The organism is Flavobacterium glycines (genome assembly GCF_900100165.1).
Lineage (GTDB): Bacteria > Bacteroidota > Bacteroidia > Flavobacteriales > Flavobacteriaceae > Flavobacterium > Flavobacterium glycines.
In genome coordinates this window covers 1,246,733-1,262,683 of sequence record NZ_FNEO01000001.1, presented here as the reverse complement: position 1 = coordinate 1,262,683, position 15,951 = coordinate 1,246,733, and the positions used below count along the sequence as shown (strand labels likewise).

12 protein-coding genes are annotated in these 15,951 nt (G+C 34.6%); 1 reads left to right on the top strand and 11 read right to left on the bottom strand.

Annotated elements, in window-relative coordinates:
- Nucleotides 1-5 precede the first annotated feature (5 nt).
- The 7 genes from BLR17_RS05055 to BLR17_RS05025 are packed head-to-tail and all read right to left on the bottom strand — an operon-like array spanning nt 6 to nt 9,493.
- Nucleotides 6-1,160 carry a cytochrome c oxidase subunit II gene (locus tag BLR17_RS05055; RefSeq protein ID WP_066327063.1) on the bottom strand — a complete coding sequence of 385 codons (1,155 nt, stop codon included), beginning with the start codon at nt 1,158-1,160 and terminating at the stop codon, nt 6-8.
- 19 nt (nt 1,161-1,179) lie between these two features.
- Complete coding sequence (locus BLR17_RS05050) at nt 1,180-2,544, bottom strand: cation-translocating P-type ATPase (protein WP_066327065.1); 1,365 nt, start codon at nt 2,542-2,544, stop codon at nt 1,180-1,182.
- A 27-nt stretch (nt 2,545-2,571) separates the two neighbouring features.
- Complete coding sequence (locus BLR17_RS05045) at nt 2,572-3,117, bottom strand: c-type cytochrome (protein WP_066327068.1); 546 nt, start codon at nt 3,115-3,117, stop codon at nt 2,572-2,574.
- A gap of 7 nt (nt 3,118-3,124) precedes the next feature.
- Nucleotides 3,125-3,649 carry a DUF3341 domain-containing protein gene (locus tag BLR17_RS05040; RefSeq protein WP_066327070.1) on the bottom strand — a complete coding sequence of 175 codons (525 nt, stop codon included), beginning with the start codon at nt 3,647-3,649 and terminating at the stop codon, nt 3,125-3,127.
- Complete coding sequence (gene nrfD, locus BLR17_RS05035; protein ID WP_066327074.1) at nt 3,642-5,045, bottom strand: NrfD/PsrC family molybdoenzyme membrane anchor subunit; 1,404 nt, start codon at nt 5,043-5,045, stop codon at nt 3,642-3,644. Before nrfD ends, BLR17_RS05040 begins: the two co-directional genes overlap by 8 nt.
- A 30-nt stretch (nt 5,046-5,075) precedes the next feature.
- The gene (locus BLR17_RS05030; RefSeq protein ID WP_066327076.1) at nt 5,076-8,129 is read right to left on the bottom strand and encodes a TAT-variant-translocated molybdopterin oxidoreductase; all 3,054 of its coding nucleotides are present in this window, start codon (nt 8,127-8,129) and stop codon (nt 5,076-5,078) included.
- A 32-nt stretch (nt 8,130-8,161) separates the two neighbouring features.
- Entirely contained in the window at nt 8,162-9,493 is a 1,332-nt protein-coding gene (locus tag BLR17_RS05025) for a c-type cytochrome (protein ID WP_066327079.1), read from the bottom strand.
- A gap of 217 nt (nt 9,494-9,710) precedes the next feature.
- Here BLR17_RS05025 and BLR17_RS05020 point away from each other — a divergent pair, with 217 nt between their 5' ends.
- Nucleotides 9,711-10,100 carry a sporulation protein gene (locus BLR17_RS05020; protein WP_066327081.1) on the top strand — a complete coding sequence of 130 codons (390 nt, stop codon included), beginning with the start codon at nt 9,711-9,713 and terminating at the stop codon, nt 10,098-10,100.
- A gap of 272 nt (nt 10,101-10,372) precedes the next feature.
- On the opposite strand, the gene BLR17_RS05015 is transcribed toward BLR17_RS05020, so the two are convergent.
- From BLR17_RS05015 to rimP, 4 genes are all read right to left on the bottom strand, one after another.
- Nucleotides 10,373-10,840, bottom strand: a complete 468-nt coding sequence (locus tag BLR17_RS05015) for a hypothetical protein (protein WP_066327083.1) — start codon at nt 10,838-10,840, stop codon at nt 10,373-10,375.
- 264 nt (nt 10,841-11,104) lie between these two features.
- Entirely contained in the window at nt 11,105-14,011 is a 2,907-nt protein-coding gene (infB, locus tag BLR17_RS05010) for a translation initiation factor IF-2 (protein WP_066327086.1), read from the bottom strand.
- Nucleotides 14,012-14,060: 49 nt separating this feature from the next.
- Nucleotides 14,061-15,314: a transcription termination factor NusA gene (nusA, locus tag BLR17_RS05005; RefSeq protein WP_066327089.1), complete on the bottom strand. Its 1,254-nt coding sequence runs from the start codon at nt 15,312-15,314 to the stop codon at nt 14,061-14,063.
- A 14-nt stretch (nt 15,315-15,328) separates the two neighbouring features.
- Nucleotides 15,329-15,793, bottom strand: coding sequence for a ribosome assembly cofactor RimP (rimP, locus tag BLR17_RS05000; protein ID WP_066327091.1), 465 nt, complete (start codon nt 15,791-15,793; stop codon nt 15,329-15,331).
- Nucleotides 15,794-15,951 lie beyond the last annotated feature (158 nt).

Genomic DNA, 15,951 nt, shown 5'->3' with positions numbered 1-15,951 from the left:
AATAATTATTTCATAGCAACTGGAGCTGCTGCTACAGTATCCTTTTCTTTAGCTTCTCCAGGAGCTGCTGATTCTCCTTCTGCAGGTTGCTCTAATGAAGCTTTAACTTCTTGAACAACAGTTTTTTGCTGAGCCAACCATTTTTTATACTCTTCAGGAGTATCAACAATAACTTTCATTTGCATGTTGTAGTGAGAAGCTCCACAAATTTTATTACAAAGTAACAAATAGTCAAAAGTATAAGGATCTAAACCTGGTTGTCCTTTAGCAATCAACTCAACACTTTTTTTAGCTCTTAACTCATTAATATGAGCTACTTTTTCAATCATCTCAGGCATCTCTCTGTATTCTGCCGTAGTATAAATTGGAGTAAAAGCAAATTCAGTTACCATACCAGGAACACAGTTCATTTGTGCTCTAAAGTGAGGGAAATAAGCAGAGTGTAATACGTCCTGAGAACGGAACTTAAAATGAATCTTTTTACCTTTAGGAATATGAAGTTCAGTTACAACAATATCATCCTGAGCATTAGGATCAGATAAATCAACTCCTAAAGTATTTACTCCTTCAATATATCTAACATTAGCTTTACCTAAAACATTATCTTCACCAGCAATTCTGGCAGTCCATTTAAATTGTTGAGCATATAATTCTACTACTACTGTATCCTCATCCTCATCAATAAACATAATATTAGTCCAAGCATATAATCCATAAAGGATTAAACCAGCTAAAACTACTGCAGGAATAATACTCCAAATAGCCTCTAATTTATTATTATCAGCAAAATATAAAGCTTTTTGATCTTTCTTACCTTTATATTTAAAAGCAAAGTAATACAATAAAACCTGAGTAATAGCTTGAACCGTAAAAATCAAAATCCAAGTAATATTCATTAAATTATCTACTTGTGCTCCGTGAGCTGAAGCCGGATTATGAAGAGGCAAATTACCCCATTTTAGCAAACCATAAATTGTAAAAATATATAGGAATGCTAAAAACCCGAACATCAAATACCCTTGTAAGTTGTTATCTTTATCATTAGCTACCTGAGAGCTATCTGAAGATACACCAACTTGAGTTAGGTCGAATATTTTAGTCAATTGCCATAAAGCAATAGCTAATAAAACTAAAACTATAATTACCAACAAACTTGTCATCTGTTTATCTCTTTAAAAATTAATAATGAAAATGTTTACTTTCTTCGATATAAGGATTTCTTTTTGCTAATAATGGAGATTTAGTTAATGCTGTAAATACAGTAAAAATAAACAACCCAAGGAAGAAAAGAACTGATGAGATTTCCGGAACACCAATAAACCATTGGTCTCCAACTGTACCTGGCATAATCATATTAAAGAAATCAATATAGTGACCTGCTAAAATAACAATACCAGCCATTACAATAACCCAAGTGATTCTTTTGAAATCAGTATTGATTAGAATTAATAATGGGAACACAAAGTTCATAACAACTGCTCCAAAGAATGGTAAATTGTAATCATTAATTCTAGTTACGAAATAAGTAATCTCTTCAGGTATATCAGCATACCAAATCAACATAAATTGAGAGAACCATAAGTAAGTCCAAAATACACTGATACCAAACATAAATTTAGCTAAGTCATGGATATGACTTGTATTCACATACTCTAAATAACCTCTGGATTTTAAATAAACAGTAACCATTGCAATCATTGTAATACCACTTACAAAGAAACTAGCAAAAACGTACCATCCGAATAATGTAGAAAACCAGTGTGGATCTACTGACATAATCCAGTCCCAAGACATAATAGACTCAGAAACGATAAAGAAAACTAAGAAACCAGCAGATAACTTAAAGTTCTTTTTGTAATTAGTATTATCGTTAGACTCATCTTGAGCTAAACAATTTTTTCTAGAATAGTGACGGTATAAGTTCCAACCAATGATAAAAATTGCAGCTCTGGCAATCCAGAAACCAAAATTTAAATAACCAGATTTACCAGCTATTAATTCATCATAATTGGCACTTGATGGATTTGTTACCCCTTCGTTTAACCATGCAAATAAATGATTAAAATGAAGTCCACATAGTACTAATATCACAAAGAATATAGCTGAACCTATAGGAAGGTAAGCTGTAATACCTTGCATAACTCTAAATAACACCGGAGACCATCCTGCTACAGCAACTTGTTGAATAGCATAGAAAACCAAAGTTCCCATTGTTAATAACATAAAGAAAATACAAGCTACATATAAAGCAGACCAAGGTTTATTTTGTAACTGATGCAAAACATGAGTTAAATGCTCTTCATGTTCAGCATTCTCTTTAACTTCACTTTTAGCCTCATGACTTGTTGTTGCGTGAGCATCGTGAGAAGCTTTTGCTTCTTCGTGATGCGCTTCACCGTGACCACCGTGAGATGATGCAGAAAGAATATTCTCAACTTCGTGAATATCTTTAGGCGCGTTTAAAAAACCATAACCTATTCCTAATATACCAACGGCCATTAAGATAAAAGAAAAAGTTTTTAATTTACTTGAAAATGTATACATATCTATTACGATCAGTTTGTTCAACAATTATAATTGGCTTCTAAGTTTTAGAACGTAGTCAGCGATTAACCAACGCTCATGAACACTTAATTGATTCGCATGAGAACCCATCGCATTTAAACCATACGTCTCAACGTGAAAAATACTTCCTTCAGTGATCTCTCTATCTTTATAATTAGGTACACCAAGAAATTTTTCTCTTTCAACTAATTTTCCTTTACCATTACCAGTTGCACCATGACAACTAATACAATAGATTTCGAAAAGTTCTTTCCCTTTATCAGAATTTCTATCTAAAGAATCAAGTGGCGATTTTAAATTCGCTTTAGCTAATTGATAACCTTCCGTAGTATTTGGATACTCATAAGGCTCAAAACCTCTGTTAATACTTCCTTCAGCAGGAAGTAAACCTTCTTTACCTTCAGGAAAAGCTTTAGACTCTGAATAAGTTTCATAGCCTACTGATTCATACATATTTGGAAAATACTGATAATTCGGCTCTTTATCGTTATGACACGAAGCTACTAAAGCAGTTATGCCTAACAATAGTGTTATTTTATATACCCTTTTCATATCTAAATTAATTCTTTTCTATTACTTTAACTTCTACAGCACCTGTATTTTTGAAAAAAGAAACCAATTCTTCTTCATTATCTTTAATAGCTACTTCCATTAAGAAATGATCATCTGTAGTTCTTACATCCGGATTTTCAGCTTGTTTAAATGGCCATAATCTACTTCTCATATAAAAAGTAATTACCATTAAGTGCGCAGCAAAAAACACAGTCATCTCAAACATAATAGGCACGAAAGACGGCATATTTTGAATATAACTAAAACTTGGCTTACCTCCGATATCTTGTGGCCAATCATGTATCATGATAAAACTCATCATAGAAGTAGCAACAGTGATACCAACACATCCGTATAAGAATGCACAAATAGCTAATCTTGTAGGGGCTATTCCCATAGCCTTATCCAAACCATGAACTGGGAATGGAGAAAAAACATCTTCAATATGATGGTGAGCTGCTCTGGTTTTCTTTACAGCATCCATCAATATATCATCGTCATTATAAATGGCGTAAATTACTTTATTACTCATGGTGTGAATCTTTATGTGCTTCTCTTTCTCTAATATAATTATCTCCGGTTGCTTTCAAAATTGTTTTAACCTCTGCCTGTGCAATTACAGGGAAAGTTCTAGAGTATAATAAAAACAATACAAAGAAGAAACCAATTGTTCCAATGAAAATTCCAATATCAACAAATGTTGGAGAGAACATTGTCCAAGAAGATGGTAAGTAATCTCTATGCAAAGAAGTTACAATGATTACAAAACGCTCAAACCACATCCCGATATTTACTACAATAGAAATAATAAACGAGAACATGATACTAGTTCTTAATTTCTTGAACCACATGAACTGTGGAGAAAACACGTTACAAGTCATCATCGACCAGTAAGCCCACCAGTAAGGTCCTGTTGCTCTGTTTAAGAAAGCATATTGTTCGTACTCTACACCTGAATACCAAGCAATGAATAACTCAGTAATATAAGCCACACCTACAATAGAACCAGTAATCATAATGATCAAGTTCATCAATTCGATATGTTGTAAAGTAATATAAGCTTCAAGATTAGAAACTTTTCTCATGATAATAAGCAAAGTATTTACCATTGCAAATCCTGAGAATACCGCTCCGGCAACGAAGTATGGAGGGAAAATTGTTGTATGCCATCCTGGGATTACAGAAGTAGCAAAGTCCATAGATACAATAGTGTGTACAGAAAGTACAAGAGGAGTTGCTAAACCAGCAAGTACCAAAGATACTTCTTCAAAACGCTGCCAGTCTTTTACTCTACCACTCCATCCAAAACTTAAAATAGAATAAACTCTCTTGTTGAATGGTGTAATTGCTCTATCTCTTAACATTGCAAAGTCAGGTAATAAACCAGTCCACCAGAAAACTAATGATACCGATAAATAAGTAGAGATTGCAAATACGTCCCAAAGTAACGGTGAGTTAAAGTTTACCCAAAGAGATCCAAATTGGTTTGGAATTGGTAATACCCAGTAAGCTAACCAAGGACGTCCCATGTGAATAATTGGGAACAAACCAGCTTGTACTACTGAGAAGATTGTCATCGCCTCAGCCGAACGGTTAATTGCCATTCTCCATCTTTGACGGAATAACAATAATACTGCAGAGATAAGTGTACCGGCATGTCCAATACCTACCCACCAAACGAAGTTAGTGATATCCCATGCCCAACCAACTGTTTTATTTAATCCCCATGTTCCAATACCTGTAGATATCGTATAAACTATACATCCTATTCCCCAAAGAAAGGCTGTTAAAGCGATTGTAAATACAATCCACCAATGTTTATTAGCCAAACCTTCGACAGGCGCTGCCACATCTACTGTTACATCATGATAAGTCTTATCACCTATAACTAAAGGCTTTCTAATACTAGAGTCGTATATATGAGACATATTCCTTTATATTGATTTTAAATTTATTTCTTAAGTGTTTCTAACTTTTACGTGATAAACCACATTTGGTTTTGTTCCAACATGCTCTAACAAGTGGTATGATCTTTCGTCTGCAGCTAACTTAGCAACTTGACTTTCTTTATCATTCACATCACCAAAAATCATTGCTCCACTAGAACAAGCACTAGAACAAGCCGTTTGGAATTCTCCGTCAACTACTTCTCTTCCTTCTCTCTTAGCTTTCAAGATTGTTGCTTGTGTCATTTGGATACACATAGAACATTTCTCCATAACTCCACGAGAACGAACGTTAACATCCGGATTCAATACCATACGTCCTAAATCGTCATTCATGTGGTAATCAAATTCACTGTTTTTGTTGTACAAGAACCAGTTGAAACGACGTACTTTATAAGGACAGTTGTTAGCACAGTAACGAGTACCAACACATCTGTTATAAGCCATATGGTTTTGTCCCTGACGACCGTGAGAAGTCGCAGCAACCGGACAAACTGTCTCACAAGGAGCGTGATTACAGTGTTGACACATTACAGGTTGGAAAGAAACCTGTGGGTTATCTGATGCTTTTTCCATTTCATTGAAAGTAGAAAGTGAGCTGGATAAACCCGCAATCCCTTCTTTTCTTTCATTATCACCTTCAAAAGTTTCTTCAGAAGAATAATATCTGTCGATACGTAACCAGTGCATATCACGGCTTCTTCTAACTTCTGATTTACCTACAACTGGCACGTTGTTCTCAGCGTGACAAGCAATCACACAAGCTCCACAACCTGTACAGGCATTTAAGTCAATAGAAAGATTAAAGTGGTGACCAACTGAACGATCAAAAGACTCCCATAAATCTACAGTTGTAGACTCAACTTCTTTATGGTTTAAAGATACTTTTGGAGTTTGGTTCCAAACGTCAGCATCTTTAGTATTGAAGATCTCTAAAGTAGTTTCTTTAATGATATCTCCTCTACCCATTAATGTTTTTTGACCTTGAACACAAGCAAATTCATGTTCTCCGTCAGCTTTAACTAATTCAACAGATTGAACTTCGTCAAAACCTTTATATAAAGCGTAAGCATTAACACCTACCTGCATTTCTTCTTTTAAAGCCGCTTTACGTCCATAACCTAAAGCTAAACCTACAGTTCCAACAGCCTGACCTGGTTGAACAATCACAGGAACATTTTCTAATTTTGCACCAGCAGAAGTAGTAATAGTTGCATAACTACCATTCAAACCTCCATTAGCAACAATTTCATTAGACAATCCTAATTTAGTAGCATCAGCATTAGAAACAGTTACATAGTTATCCCAAGAAACTCTTGTGATAGGATCCGGAAACTCTTGCAACCAAGGGTTGTTAGCTTGTTGTCCATCACCCATACCTGTTTTAGTATACAATACTAACTCTAATCCGTTAGCAGCTTTAGATGCAGCTAAGGCTGAAGCAGCAGAAGCATAATCAGCAGTACCACCTGAGGTTGTTTGAGGAGCACCTACAAAAACACCATCATGTAAAACTTTGTTCCAAGTAGAACCTACAATGAAATTTGAAGAATATGCTTTTAAATAATCGTAGTAAGTACCTGTAAGACCATTAAGAGACATTAAAACATCCTGGAATTGTTTTGTATCAAACAATGGACGAATAGTTGGCTGTGTTAAACTATAAGTTCCCTTAGTAAGAACTAAATCACCCCAAGCCTCTAAATAATGAGGTACCGGAGCAGCAATTGTAGCAACAGCTGCAGTTTCATCTTCTTTTAAAGATAAAGCAACTGAAGTTTTTACTTTTTTAAGACCTTCAACAAATGAAGCTGAATCAGCTAAAGTATAAACCGGATTCACACCACTCATAATTAAAGTGTGAACGCTTCCAGCTTTCATATCAGCAACTAATTGAGCTACTTTTTCATCAGAACCTTTTCTGATTTGTCTAGTTCCAACAGTAGTATAAGCTTCACTAGCTAACACTTGGTTAATAGCTAAAACTAATAACTGTGCATTTTTATCCTGAATACCTGAAACTAAAACACCTTTAGAACCGGCAGCTTTTAATTGTTGAGCCGCTTTAGTAACTTCAGCTTTTAATTTAGCATCTAAGTTAACTGCTACAGCAGAACCTGTAACAACATTATATATTTGAACTAATGCTTGTTTTTGATTAGCAACCGTCATCGGCAAACGCTTATCAGAAGCTGCACCAGACAAAGTCATATTAGATTCTAATTGGAAATGACGAGACATTTTTCCGTTTTTCGGAATTCTTCCTTGTGCATATCCGGCATCAAATCCTCCACCTTGCCAATCTCCTAAGAAATCAGCTCCAACAGAAACAATAAGTGACGCTTTTGAAAAATCATAATCTACTAATGCTCTTTCTCCATAAACTGTTTCAAAAGCATCTAAAGCAGCCGATGATGAAACAGCATCATAAACTACATGTTTTGCATTTGGATTAGCAGCAATAAAGTCAGCAATTAATTTTTCTGTCGATGGACTAGCTAATGTATTCGTTAAGAAAACCACCTGACCACCTTTTGCTTTCGCTTCAGCAACACTTGATTTAATTTTCGAATTTACCGCTGACCAAGAAGAATCTTTACCACCATCTTTTGGTGCTTTCAAACGCATATTATCATACAATGACAATATTGAGGCGTGAATTCTGGCATTTGCAGCAAATTTAGCTCCCGAAATAGTATTATTATCTATTTTAATAGGACGCCCTTCACGTGTTTTAACAAGTAGATTTGCAAAATCAAAACCATCAAAAACAGAAGTTGCATAATAATCTGCTACTCCAGGGATGATTTGCTCTGGTTGCAATACATAAGGAATCGACTTGTGCACAGGGCCTTCACATGCGGCAAGTGTAGCTGCTGCTGTACTAAACCCAACGTACTTTAGAAAATCTCGTCTTGAAGTTGAAGAAGATGACATCGCATCAGCATTTCCTAAAAATTCATCCGTAGGAATCTCTTCAACAAACTCGTTATTTCTAAGCGCCTCAACAATAGAACCATTTTCTAGTTCCTCAACACTTTTCCAGTATTTTTTGTTTGATGACATTGTATATATATATTAAAATCTTAATAATTTGATTAATAGTGGCATTTTCCACATTCTAAACCTCCCATTTGTGCTTCAGTCAATTTATCCACACCATATTTCTTAGAAAGTTCTTCATGTATCTTAGTATAATACCCATTTCCTTCCATTTTAACTTCAGTTTTTCTGTGGCAATCTATACACCAACCCATAGTTAATGGAGCAAATTGTTTTTGAATTTCATAAGTCTCAACAGGACCGTGACATGTTTGACATTCAATACCTCCAACAGTTACGTGTTGAGAGTGGTTGAAGTAAACAAAATCAGGTAAATTATGAATACGAACCCATTTAACAGGCTGTGTTTTTCCAGTGTAAGACTGAGTTGTTTTATCCCAACCTACTGCATCGTATAATTTTTGAATCTGAGCATCATAGAAAGCTTTGCTGTACTCTGGAGTAGCTGTAGTCTCAGCAACCTCTGAAATATTTTTATGACAGTTCATACAAACATTCAAAGAAGGAATACCTGCATTTTTACTTACTCTGGCAGCAGAGTGACAGTATTTACAGTTAATCTCATTATCACCAGCGTGAATTTTGTGAGAATAATGAATTGGCTGAATTGGTTGGTAATCCTGATCTACACCTACCTGCATTAAGTAACCGTAAACAAAATAACCACTAGCTAACAATAAAAGAATACAAGAAACCAATACTAAAAATTGATTTTTAACAAAAGCTTTCCAAATTGAAGTACGCTCTTTAGCAGCAGCAACCTCAATACCATTCGCTTTAGCCACCTTTCTTAAAACATTGTTAACCATGAACAACATCACAACCAACACCACCAATACCAAAGAAAGAACTCCTAAAATCATATTATTAGAACTTCCACCTTCAGCAACAGTACCAGGAGGAGTAGCAGCACCCGTTGCACCTGCAGCAGCCGGTTCAGCTTTTGGCTCTGATGTATAAGCTATAATATTATCGATATCCTCATTTGACAACTGAGGAAATGAAGTCATTACAGCCTTATTGTTTTCATTAAATAATTTTACCGCTGCAGCATCACCTGACTTAATCATGTCAGAACTGTTATGAACCCATTTATAGATCCATTCCATGTCGTGTCTTTCAGAAACTCCTCTAAGAGCAGGACCTGTTGACTTAGCATCTAGCTTATGACACGCAGCACAATTAGCATTAAAAAGCGCCTTACCTTTTGCCGGATCACCACCAGTTGTGGCAGCTGCGGGAGCAGCTTCGGTTGCAGCTGCGGGAGCAGCATCTTGCGCAAATGAAGAGAAGGAAACAGCCAGCATTAAAGCCAAACTTAAAAACAGTTTCCTTGAGTTCGAATTATGGTTACCCACCTTTTTCATAAAGTATAATGATTATCTACTAAAAATTGGCAAATTTTTTATGCAACAAATTCACATAAAAAACGTTCCTTTATTTTAAACAGCCACAAAAATACGACTTAAGAACTATTCTCAAAACCCTAATACAACTCAAATAACAATTTATATTAATTCTAAATAAGTTTTTTATTTCACATTAAGTATATAATTAGTAATTTTACTTAAAAATCTTCACGTTATGAGAATTTTAACAATTCAAAACCGCATTTTTCATATTACCTATCTAAGTATTTTAAGTCTAAAAATATCAGCTCAGGAAGCAAAAATCAACATTCAGCAAAACCCAAAATTTGAACAGCTACTAAACGAAAAAAGAAAAATAAATTCCTCAATAGCTGTAAATGAGTTATATAAAATTCAAATTTACAGTGGCGTAAGTGATAAAGCAAAAAGCACTCTGAATGAATGCAAACAACTTTTTACCGACCTAGACGGAACAATCGTGTTTAACACTCCTAATTACAAAGTTTGGATAGGCAATTTTAGAAATCGTATCGACGCTGAAAGGAAATTAATTGAAATCAAAAAAACATATACTAATGCATTTTTAATAAAACCTAAAAAATAAAATTTAACACTTTTTGTTATAAAAAAAGGAGACGAATAAGACAGAAAACCGCCTTATTCGTCTCTTTTTATTTACATCACAATTGAACAAAAATTACAATAAAAGTCAATTTCTAAAGTTGTAGCGCAAAATTAAAAGTAAGCGAAATTTAATCCGAAGACCATAACCTCATTTTCTATTTATAAGATCGTTTCAATGTTTTAAACACCCTACAAACACTAGTACTTGTATTCTAATTTTCAAGCACGAAATAAAAATCTGCATGTTCAGACTTAATTAATATTTTTCACTCCAAATCGCTCAAGCTTTTTTACGATCTCTATTCTGTCTTTTTCACTCCATCCATCAAAGAAAGACGTCAAACTTATTATTTTCTTAGTATTATGAAAAATTTCTAAATCAAAATACTTAGATGCTTTGGGACCTAATTTTTCTTTATAACCAAACAACACTTCATTTATATTAAAAACATAAATTATTTCTAAAAATTTAAATTCTTTAAGATCAAATCGTCTAAAAACAAACTTTACTTCTAAAGTACTTTCATCAATTAAAATTTGATTTAATTTTTCAACCACAAAATACCCAACGAAATAAGGTATGCAGACAAACACAAACCATATTAGTAAATTTATAAATATTGTAACTTTAGATGTAAATAAAATTATTCCAACAAATAATGTGATAATTATAAATCCATATAGAATTGCCCTTAAATCTCTTTTATATTTAACAACCATATTTTATATCCTTAACATTAATAATTTCAACACTACATCACTAATCTTTCTTAAACAAAAAAACAACTATTATAAGACTTTACAAAAACTCTAAAATACAAAAATCCCACCGCCGCCGTACAAATCCTTAGTGTGACACATCTTATTTTGTATACCAATTTGTAAAGTTCACAACATCACTCATAAACAAAAAGCTTCACAAAAAGTCTAAAATACAAAAAATCCCGACGAATCGGGATTTTCTTATAAATTACAATTGAATTCTTATTTCAATTTTTTCTTGATGGCTACTTCGTGGTATGCTTCAATCACATCATCCATTTCAATATCATTGTATCCTTTAATTTGAATACCACAATCATAACCTTTAGTTACTTCTTTCACATCGTCTTTGAAACGTTTCAAGGCAACCAATTCACCTTCGTGAACTACTACTCCATCACGGATAATTCTAATTTTCGCCTGACGGGTAATCTTACCATCGGTAACCATACATCCGGCAATAGTTCCCACTTTAGAGATTTTGAATAACTCTCTGATTGATGCATTTCCTAATACTTCCTCTTTCATTTCCGGAGCAAGCATTCCTTCCATTGCATCTTTCAAGTCGTCAATAGCAGCATAGATAATAGAATAGTAACGGATATCGATTTCTTCCTTATCTGCAAGCTGTCTTGCATTTCCGGCAGGACGAACATTAAATCCGATAATAATAGCATCAGATGCTGAAGCCAACATAACGTCAGTTTCTGTAATGGCACCAACTCCCTTATGAATGATATTAATTTGAATCTCTTCAGTAGACAATTTAGAGAACGAATCCGACAATGCCTCAACAGAACCATCCACGTCTCCTTTAAGGATTACGTTCAATTCTTTAAACTGACCTAATGCAATACGACGTCCAATTTCATCCAATGTAATATGACGTTGTGTTCGTACGGATTGCTCACGCATTAACTGAGAACGTTTAGCTGCAATTTGTTTTGCCTCTTTTTCATCTTCAAACACATTGAACTTATCACCTGCTGTAGGCGCTCCGTCTAAACCTAAAATAGATACCGGAGTTGAAGGTCCCGCTGCAGTAATCACATGTCCACGCTCATCCTGCATGGCTTTTACTTTACCATGATGTTTACCTGCTAACAGATAATCTCCAATTCTTAAAGTTCCATGTTGTACCATGATAGTAGAAACATATCCTTTACCTTTATCTAAGAAAGCTTCAACAACTGCCCCTTGAGCTAGTTTATTTGGATTTGATTTTAAATCCAAAATTTCAGCCTCTAACAATACTTTTTCTAAAAGATCTTTTACTCCAAGACCTGTTTTAGCTGAGATATCATGAGATTGGATTTTTCCACCCCATTCTTCTATAAGCAAATTCATTCCGGCCAATCTTTCTTTAATCTTATCCGGGTTCGCATTTGGCTTATCAATTTTGTTGATAGCAAAAATAATAGGAACTCCGGCTGCCTGAGCATGAGAAATTGCTTCTTTTGTTTGTGGCATGATATCATCATCCGCTGCAATTACGATAATAACAATATCTGTTAACTGAGCTCCACGAGCACGCATCGCCGTAAAGGCTTCGTGACCCGGTGTATCTAAGAATGCTATTTTTTGTCCATTATCCAAAGTTACTCCGTACGCCCCAATGTGTTGTGTAATACCTCCGGACTCACCTGCAATTACATTTTCTTTACGAATGTAATCCAGCAAGGAAGTTTTACCGTGGTCAACGTGACCCATCACAGTAACAATTGGCGCTCTGGTTACCAAGTCCTCTTCTTTATCTTCAACTACCTCGATAGCTTCTTCGATATCAACAGTAATAAACTCTACATCATAACCAAATTCGTCTGCCACAATAGTTAATGTTTCCGCATCCAAACGTTGGTTCATGGTAACCATGATACCTAATGACATACAAGTTCCAATCACCTTAGTAATTGGCACATCCATCATAATGGCAATTTCACCTACAGTTACAAACTCAGTAACTTTAAGGATTTTACTTTCCTCATCTAAAGCTCTTTGTTCGTCATCTGATTTTTGACGGTGCGTATCTCTTTTATCTCTTCTGTATTTAGCCGCTTTAGATTTTCCTCCTTTTTTACCCTGAAGTTTTTCTAAAGTCTCTCTAATTTGATTTTTAACTTCCTCTTCTGTTGGCTCAACTTTAGCCACAATAGCAGGACGATTTCCTTTTACAAATCCAGGTCTTGCACCTCTGTTATCTCTGTTAGCGTTAAATCCGCCTCCTGCAGCATTAGGTGTTATTTTATTAGGATTTGGCGCACCCGGAGTTCTAGGTGCATTGGCTGTATTTGGTCCATTTGGAGTTCCCGGTTTTGGAGCAATTCTTTTGCGTTTATTTTTATTAGCATTTGCTCCGGGAGCACCTGGTACTCCTGGTTTATTAGCCGCATTTTTAGGATCTTCTTTTTTCTTCTTTGGTTTATCAAATTGAGATAAATCAATTGTTTGTCCTGTTAATTTAGCTCCGGAAAGTTTTTGATATTGAGTAGCGATTGCTTCTTCTGCAGGTGCTTCTTCTGTTTTCGCAACTTCTTTAGCCTGAGGTTCAACAACAGCAGCTTTTTCTTCTTTCTTAACTTCTTTTTTCTCCTCTGTTTTTTCGACAACAGGCTTGCTAACTTCAGCTATAGGTTTTTCTTCTTTTTTGTCTGATTCCGTTTTCTCTGAAGAGCTAATTTTAGCAATCGGTTTTTCTTCAGCAACTTCAGGTTTAGCAACGTTTACTTTTTCTTCAGCTACCGGAGAAGGTGCAGGTTTAGAAGGATTCAGATCAATTTTTCCAACTTGTACAGGTCCTGAAATTACAGCTCTCGCCTTAATTACTTCCTGTTGTTGTCTTTGTAATTCCTCTTCCTGTTTACGTTTATCTTCCGCCTCTCTGTCACGTTCAATACGTAAAGCTTCTTTTTCTTTTCTCTTCTCTTCGCTTACTTCTTTCGAAGCCTCTTTTTTCCCTCTGTCACCCGCAAACTGACCGCACAAGACATCGTACACCTCATTAGAAATTTTTGTGTTAGGATTTGACTCAATGGCAATTCCTTTATCCTTAAGATAATCCACAGCTCTTTCTAAAGAAATATTCAATTCCCTTAAAACTTTGTTTATTCTTATTACTCTCTCTTCAGACATATAAACTTTTTATTATTACCTATTCCGTTGTGTTGTTAGAAGCATAGACCTAACTATCAAACTCTTCCTTCAATATTTTCATTACGTCTAGAATTGTTTCTTCTTCTAAATCTGTTCTTCTCACTAAATCTTCTACATCATGCTTCAAAATACTTTTTGCTGTATCCAAACCAATTTTTGCAAATTCCTCAATAATCCACTCATCAATTTCATCCGAAAACTCTGTTAATTCCACATCGTCTTCGTCAGCAGTAGCTCCCGCAACATCTCCTTCTCTAATAACATCTAATTCATAACCAGTCAATAAACCAGCTAATTTAATGTTATGCCCTCCTCTACCAATAGCTTTTGACACCTCTTCTAATTTCAAGAATACATCCGCTCTTTTAGCTTCTTCATCGATTTTAATCGAAGATACTTTAGCAGGGCTTAATGCTCTAGTAATAAACAATTGAATATTATTTGTATAATTAATAACATCAATGTTTTCATTTCCTAATTCACGAACAATTCCGTGAATACGGGAACCTTTCATCCCCACACAAGCTCCTACCGGATCAATTCTATCATCATAAGAATCCACAGCAACTTTAGCTTTCTCACCCGGAATTCTTACTACTTTTTTAATTGTAATTAAACCGTCAAATACCTCCGGAATTTCTTGTTCAAATAATTTCTCCAAAAACTTCTCAGAAGTTCTGGACATAATAATTTGAGGTTTATTCCCTTTTAATTCAACGCTTTCAATAATTCCACGAACATTATCTCCTTTGCGGAAAAAGTCAGACGGAATTTGTTTTTCTTTAGGCAAAACAATTTCGTTTCCTTCGTCATCAACAAGAATAACTACTCTTGGTCTCACATGATGTACTTCAGCAGTGTAAATATCACCTATTAAATCTTTAAATTGTTTATAAAGATTTGTATTATCGTGTTCGTGAATTTTTGAAATTAAATTTTGACGCAAAGCCAATATAGCTCTTCTTCCTAAATCAATTAATTTAACCTCTTCAGAAACCTCTTCTCCAATCTCAAAATCTGCCTCAATTTTTCTAGCCTCTGTTAAAGTAATCTCTTCATTTTCGAAATCCAAATCTTCGTCGGCAACGATTACTCTTCTTCTCCAAATTTCCATATCTCCCTTATCAGGATTGATAATGATATCAAAATTTTCATCTGAACCGTATTTTTTCTTCAATGCATTTCTAAATACATCTTCTAAAATTGCCATAAGCGTTACACGATCAATAAGTTTATCATCTTTAAACTCTGAAAATGAATCGATTAATGCTAAATTTTCCATGCGAATTCTTTAAATTAAAATGTTACTGTAACAACTGCCTCTTTAATATCTGTATAAGGTATTTGTTGTTCTTTCTGTACTGTTTCTTTTCCTTTCCCTACTTTCTTAGGCTCTCTTGCTTTCCAAGACAAAATTATGAAATCTTCATTAGCATCAACTAATTCAGCTTCAATTTTTTCAGTATTTGTAGTCACTATCAAAGTCCTACCAATATTTTTTATGTATTGACGAGTCATTTTTAATGGCGAACCCACTCCTACTGAAGCTACTTCCAGAGAATAATCCTGTTCTTCTCTATCTAACTTACTCTCTATTGCACGACTAATATCAATACAATCCTGCAAAACCACTCCATTATCGTCATCCAAAGTAATCATTACTTTAAACGCATCAGTAATAGTTAAGTCAATCAAAAAAAGTGAAGGTCTTTCCTCAAGAACTTCCTGCAATAATGTATTTACTTTTTCTTTAAATGTCATATTTCTTATAAAAAGAGGGGACATTTAGTCCCCTCATTATCTAGATTTTAATAAATAACGGCACAAATATAGTGTTTATTTTTATAAACCAAAAATAATTGCCCCTGTCAATCCTTTTCTTAAAGTTTCAACAAACAAACTACTACAAATTTAAAAAT

Coding starts and splice junctions, on each gene's coding strand:
- BLR17_RS05015 (WP_066327083.1), bottom strand. CDS start 10,840: ATGGTTGTTAAATATAAAAGAGATTTAAGGGCAATTCTATATGGATTT.
- BLR17_RS05050 (WP_066327065.1), bottom strand. CDS start 2,544: ATGTATACATTTTCAAGTAAATTAAAAACTTTTTCTTTTATCTTAATG.
- infB (WP_066327086.1), bottom strand. CDS start 14,011: ATGTCTGAAGAGAGAGTAATAAGAATAAACAAAGTTTTAAGGGAATTG.
- rimP (WP_066327091.1), bottom strand. CDS start 15,793: ATGACATTTAAAGAAAAAGTAAATACATTATTGCAGGAAGTTCTTGAG.
- nusA (WP_066327089.1), bottom strand. CDS start 15,314: ATGGAAAATTTAGCATTAATCGATTCATTTTCAGAGTTTAAAGATGAT.
- BLR17_RS05040 (WP_066327070.1), bottom strand. CDS start 3,649: ATGAGTAATAAAGTAATTTACGCCATTTATAATGACGATGATATATTG.
- BLR17_RS05030 (WP_066327076.1), bottom strand. CDS start 8,129: ATGTCATCAAACAAAAAATACTGGAAAAGTGTTGAGGAACTAGAAAAT.
- BLR17_RS05055 (WP_066327063.1), bottom strand. CDS start 1,160: ATGACAAGTTTGTTGGTAATTATAGTTTTAGTTTTATTAGCTATTGCT.
- nrfD (WP_066327074.1), bottom strand. CDS start 5,045: ATGTCTCATATATACGACTCTAGTATTAGAAAGCCTTTAGTTATAGGT.
- BLR17_RS05020 (WP_066327081.1), top strand. CDS start 9,711: ATGAGAATTTTAACAATTCAAAACCGCATTTTTCATATTACCTATCTA.
- BLR17_RS05025 (WP_066327079.1), bottom strand. CDS start 9,493: ATGAAAAAGGTGGGTAACCATAATTCGAACTCAAGGAAACTGTTTTTA.
- BLR17_RS05045 (WP_066327068.1), bottom strand. CDS start 3,117: ATGAAAAGGGTATATAAAATAACACTATTGTTAGGCATAACTGCTTTA.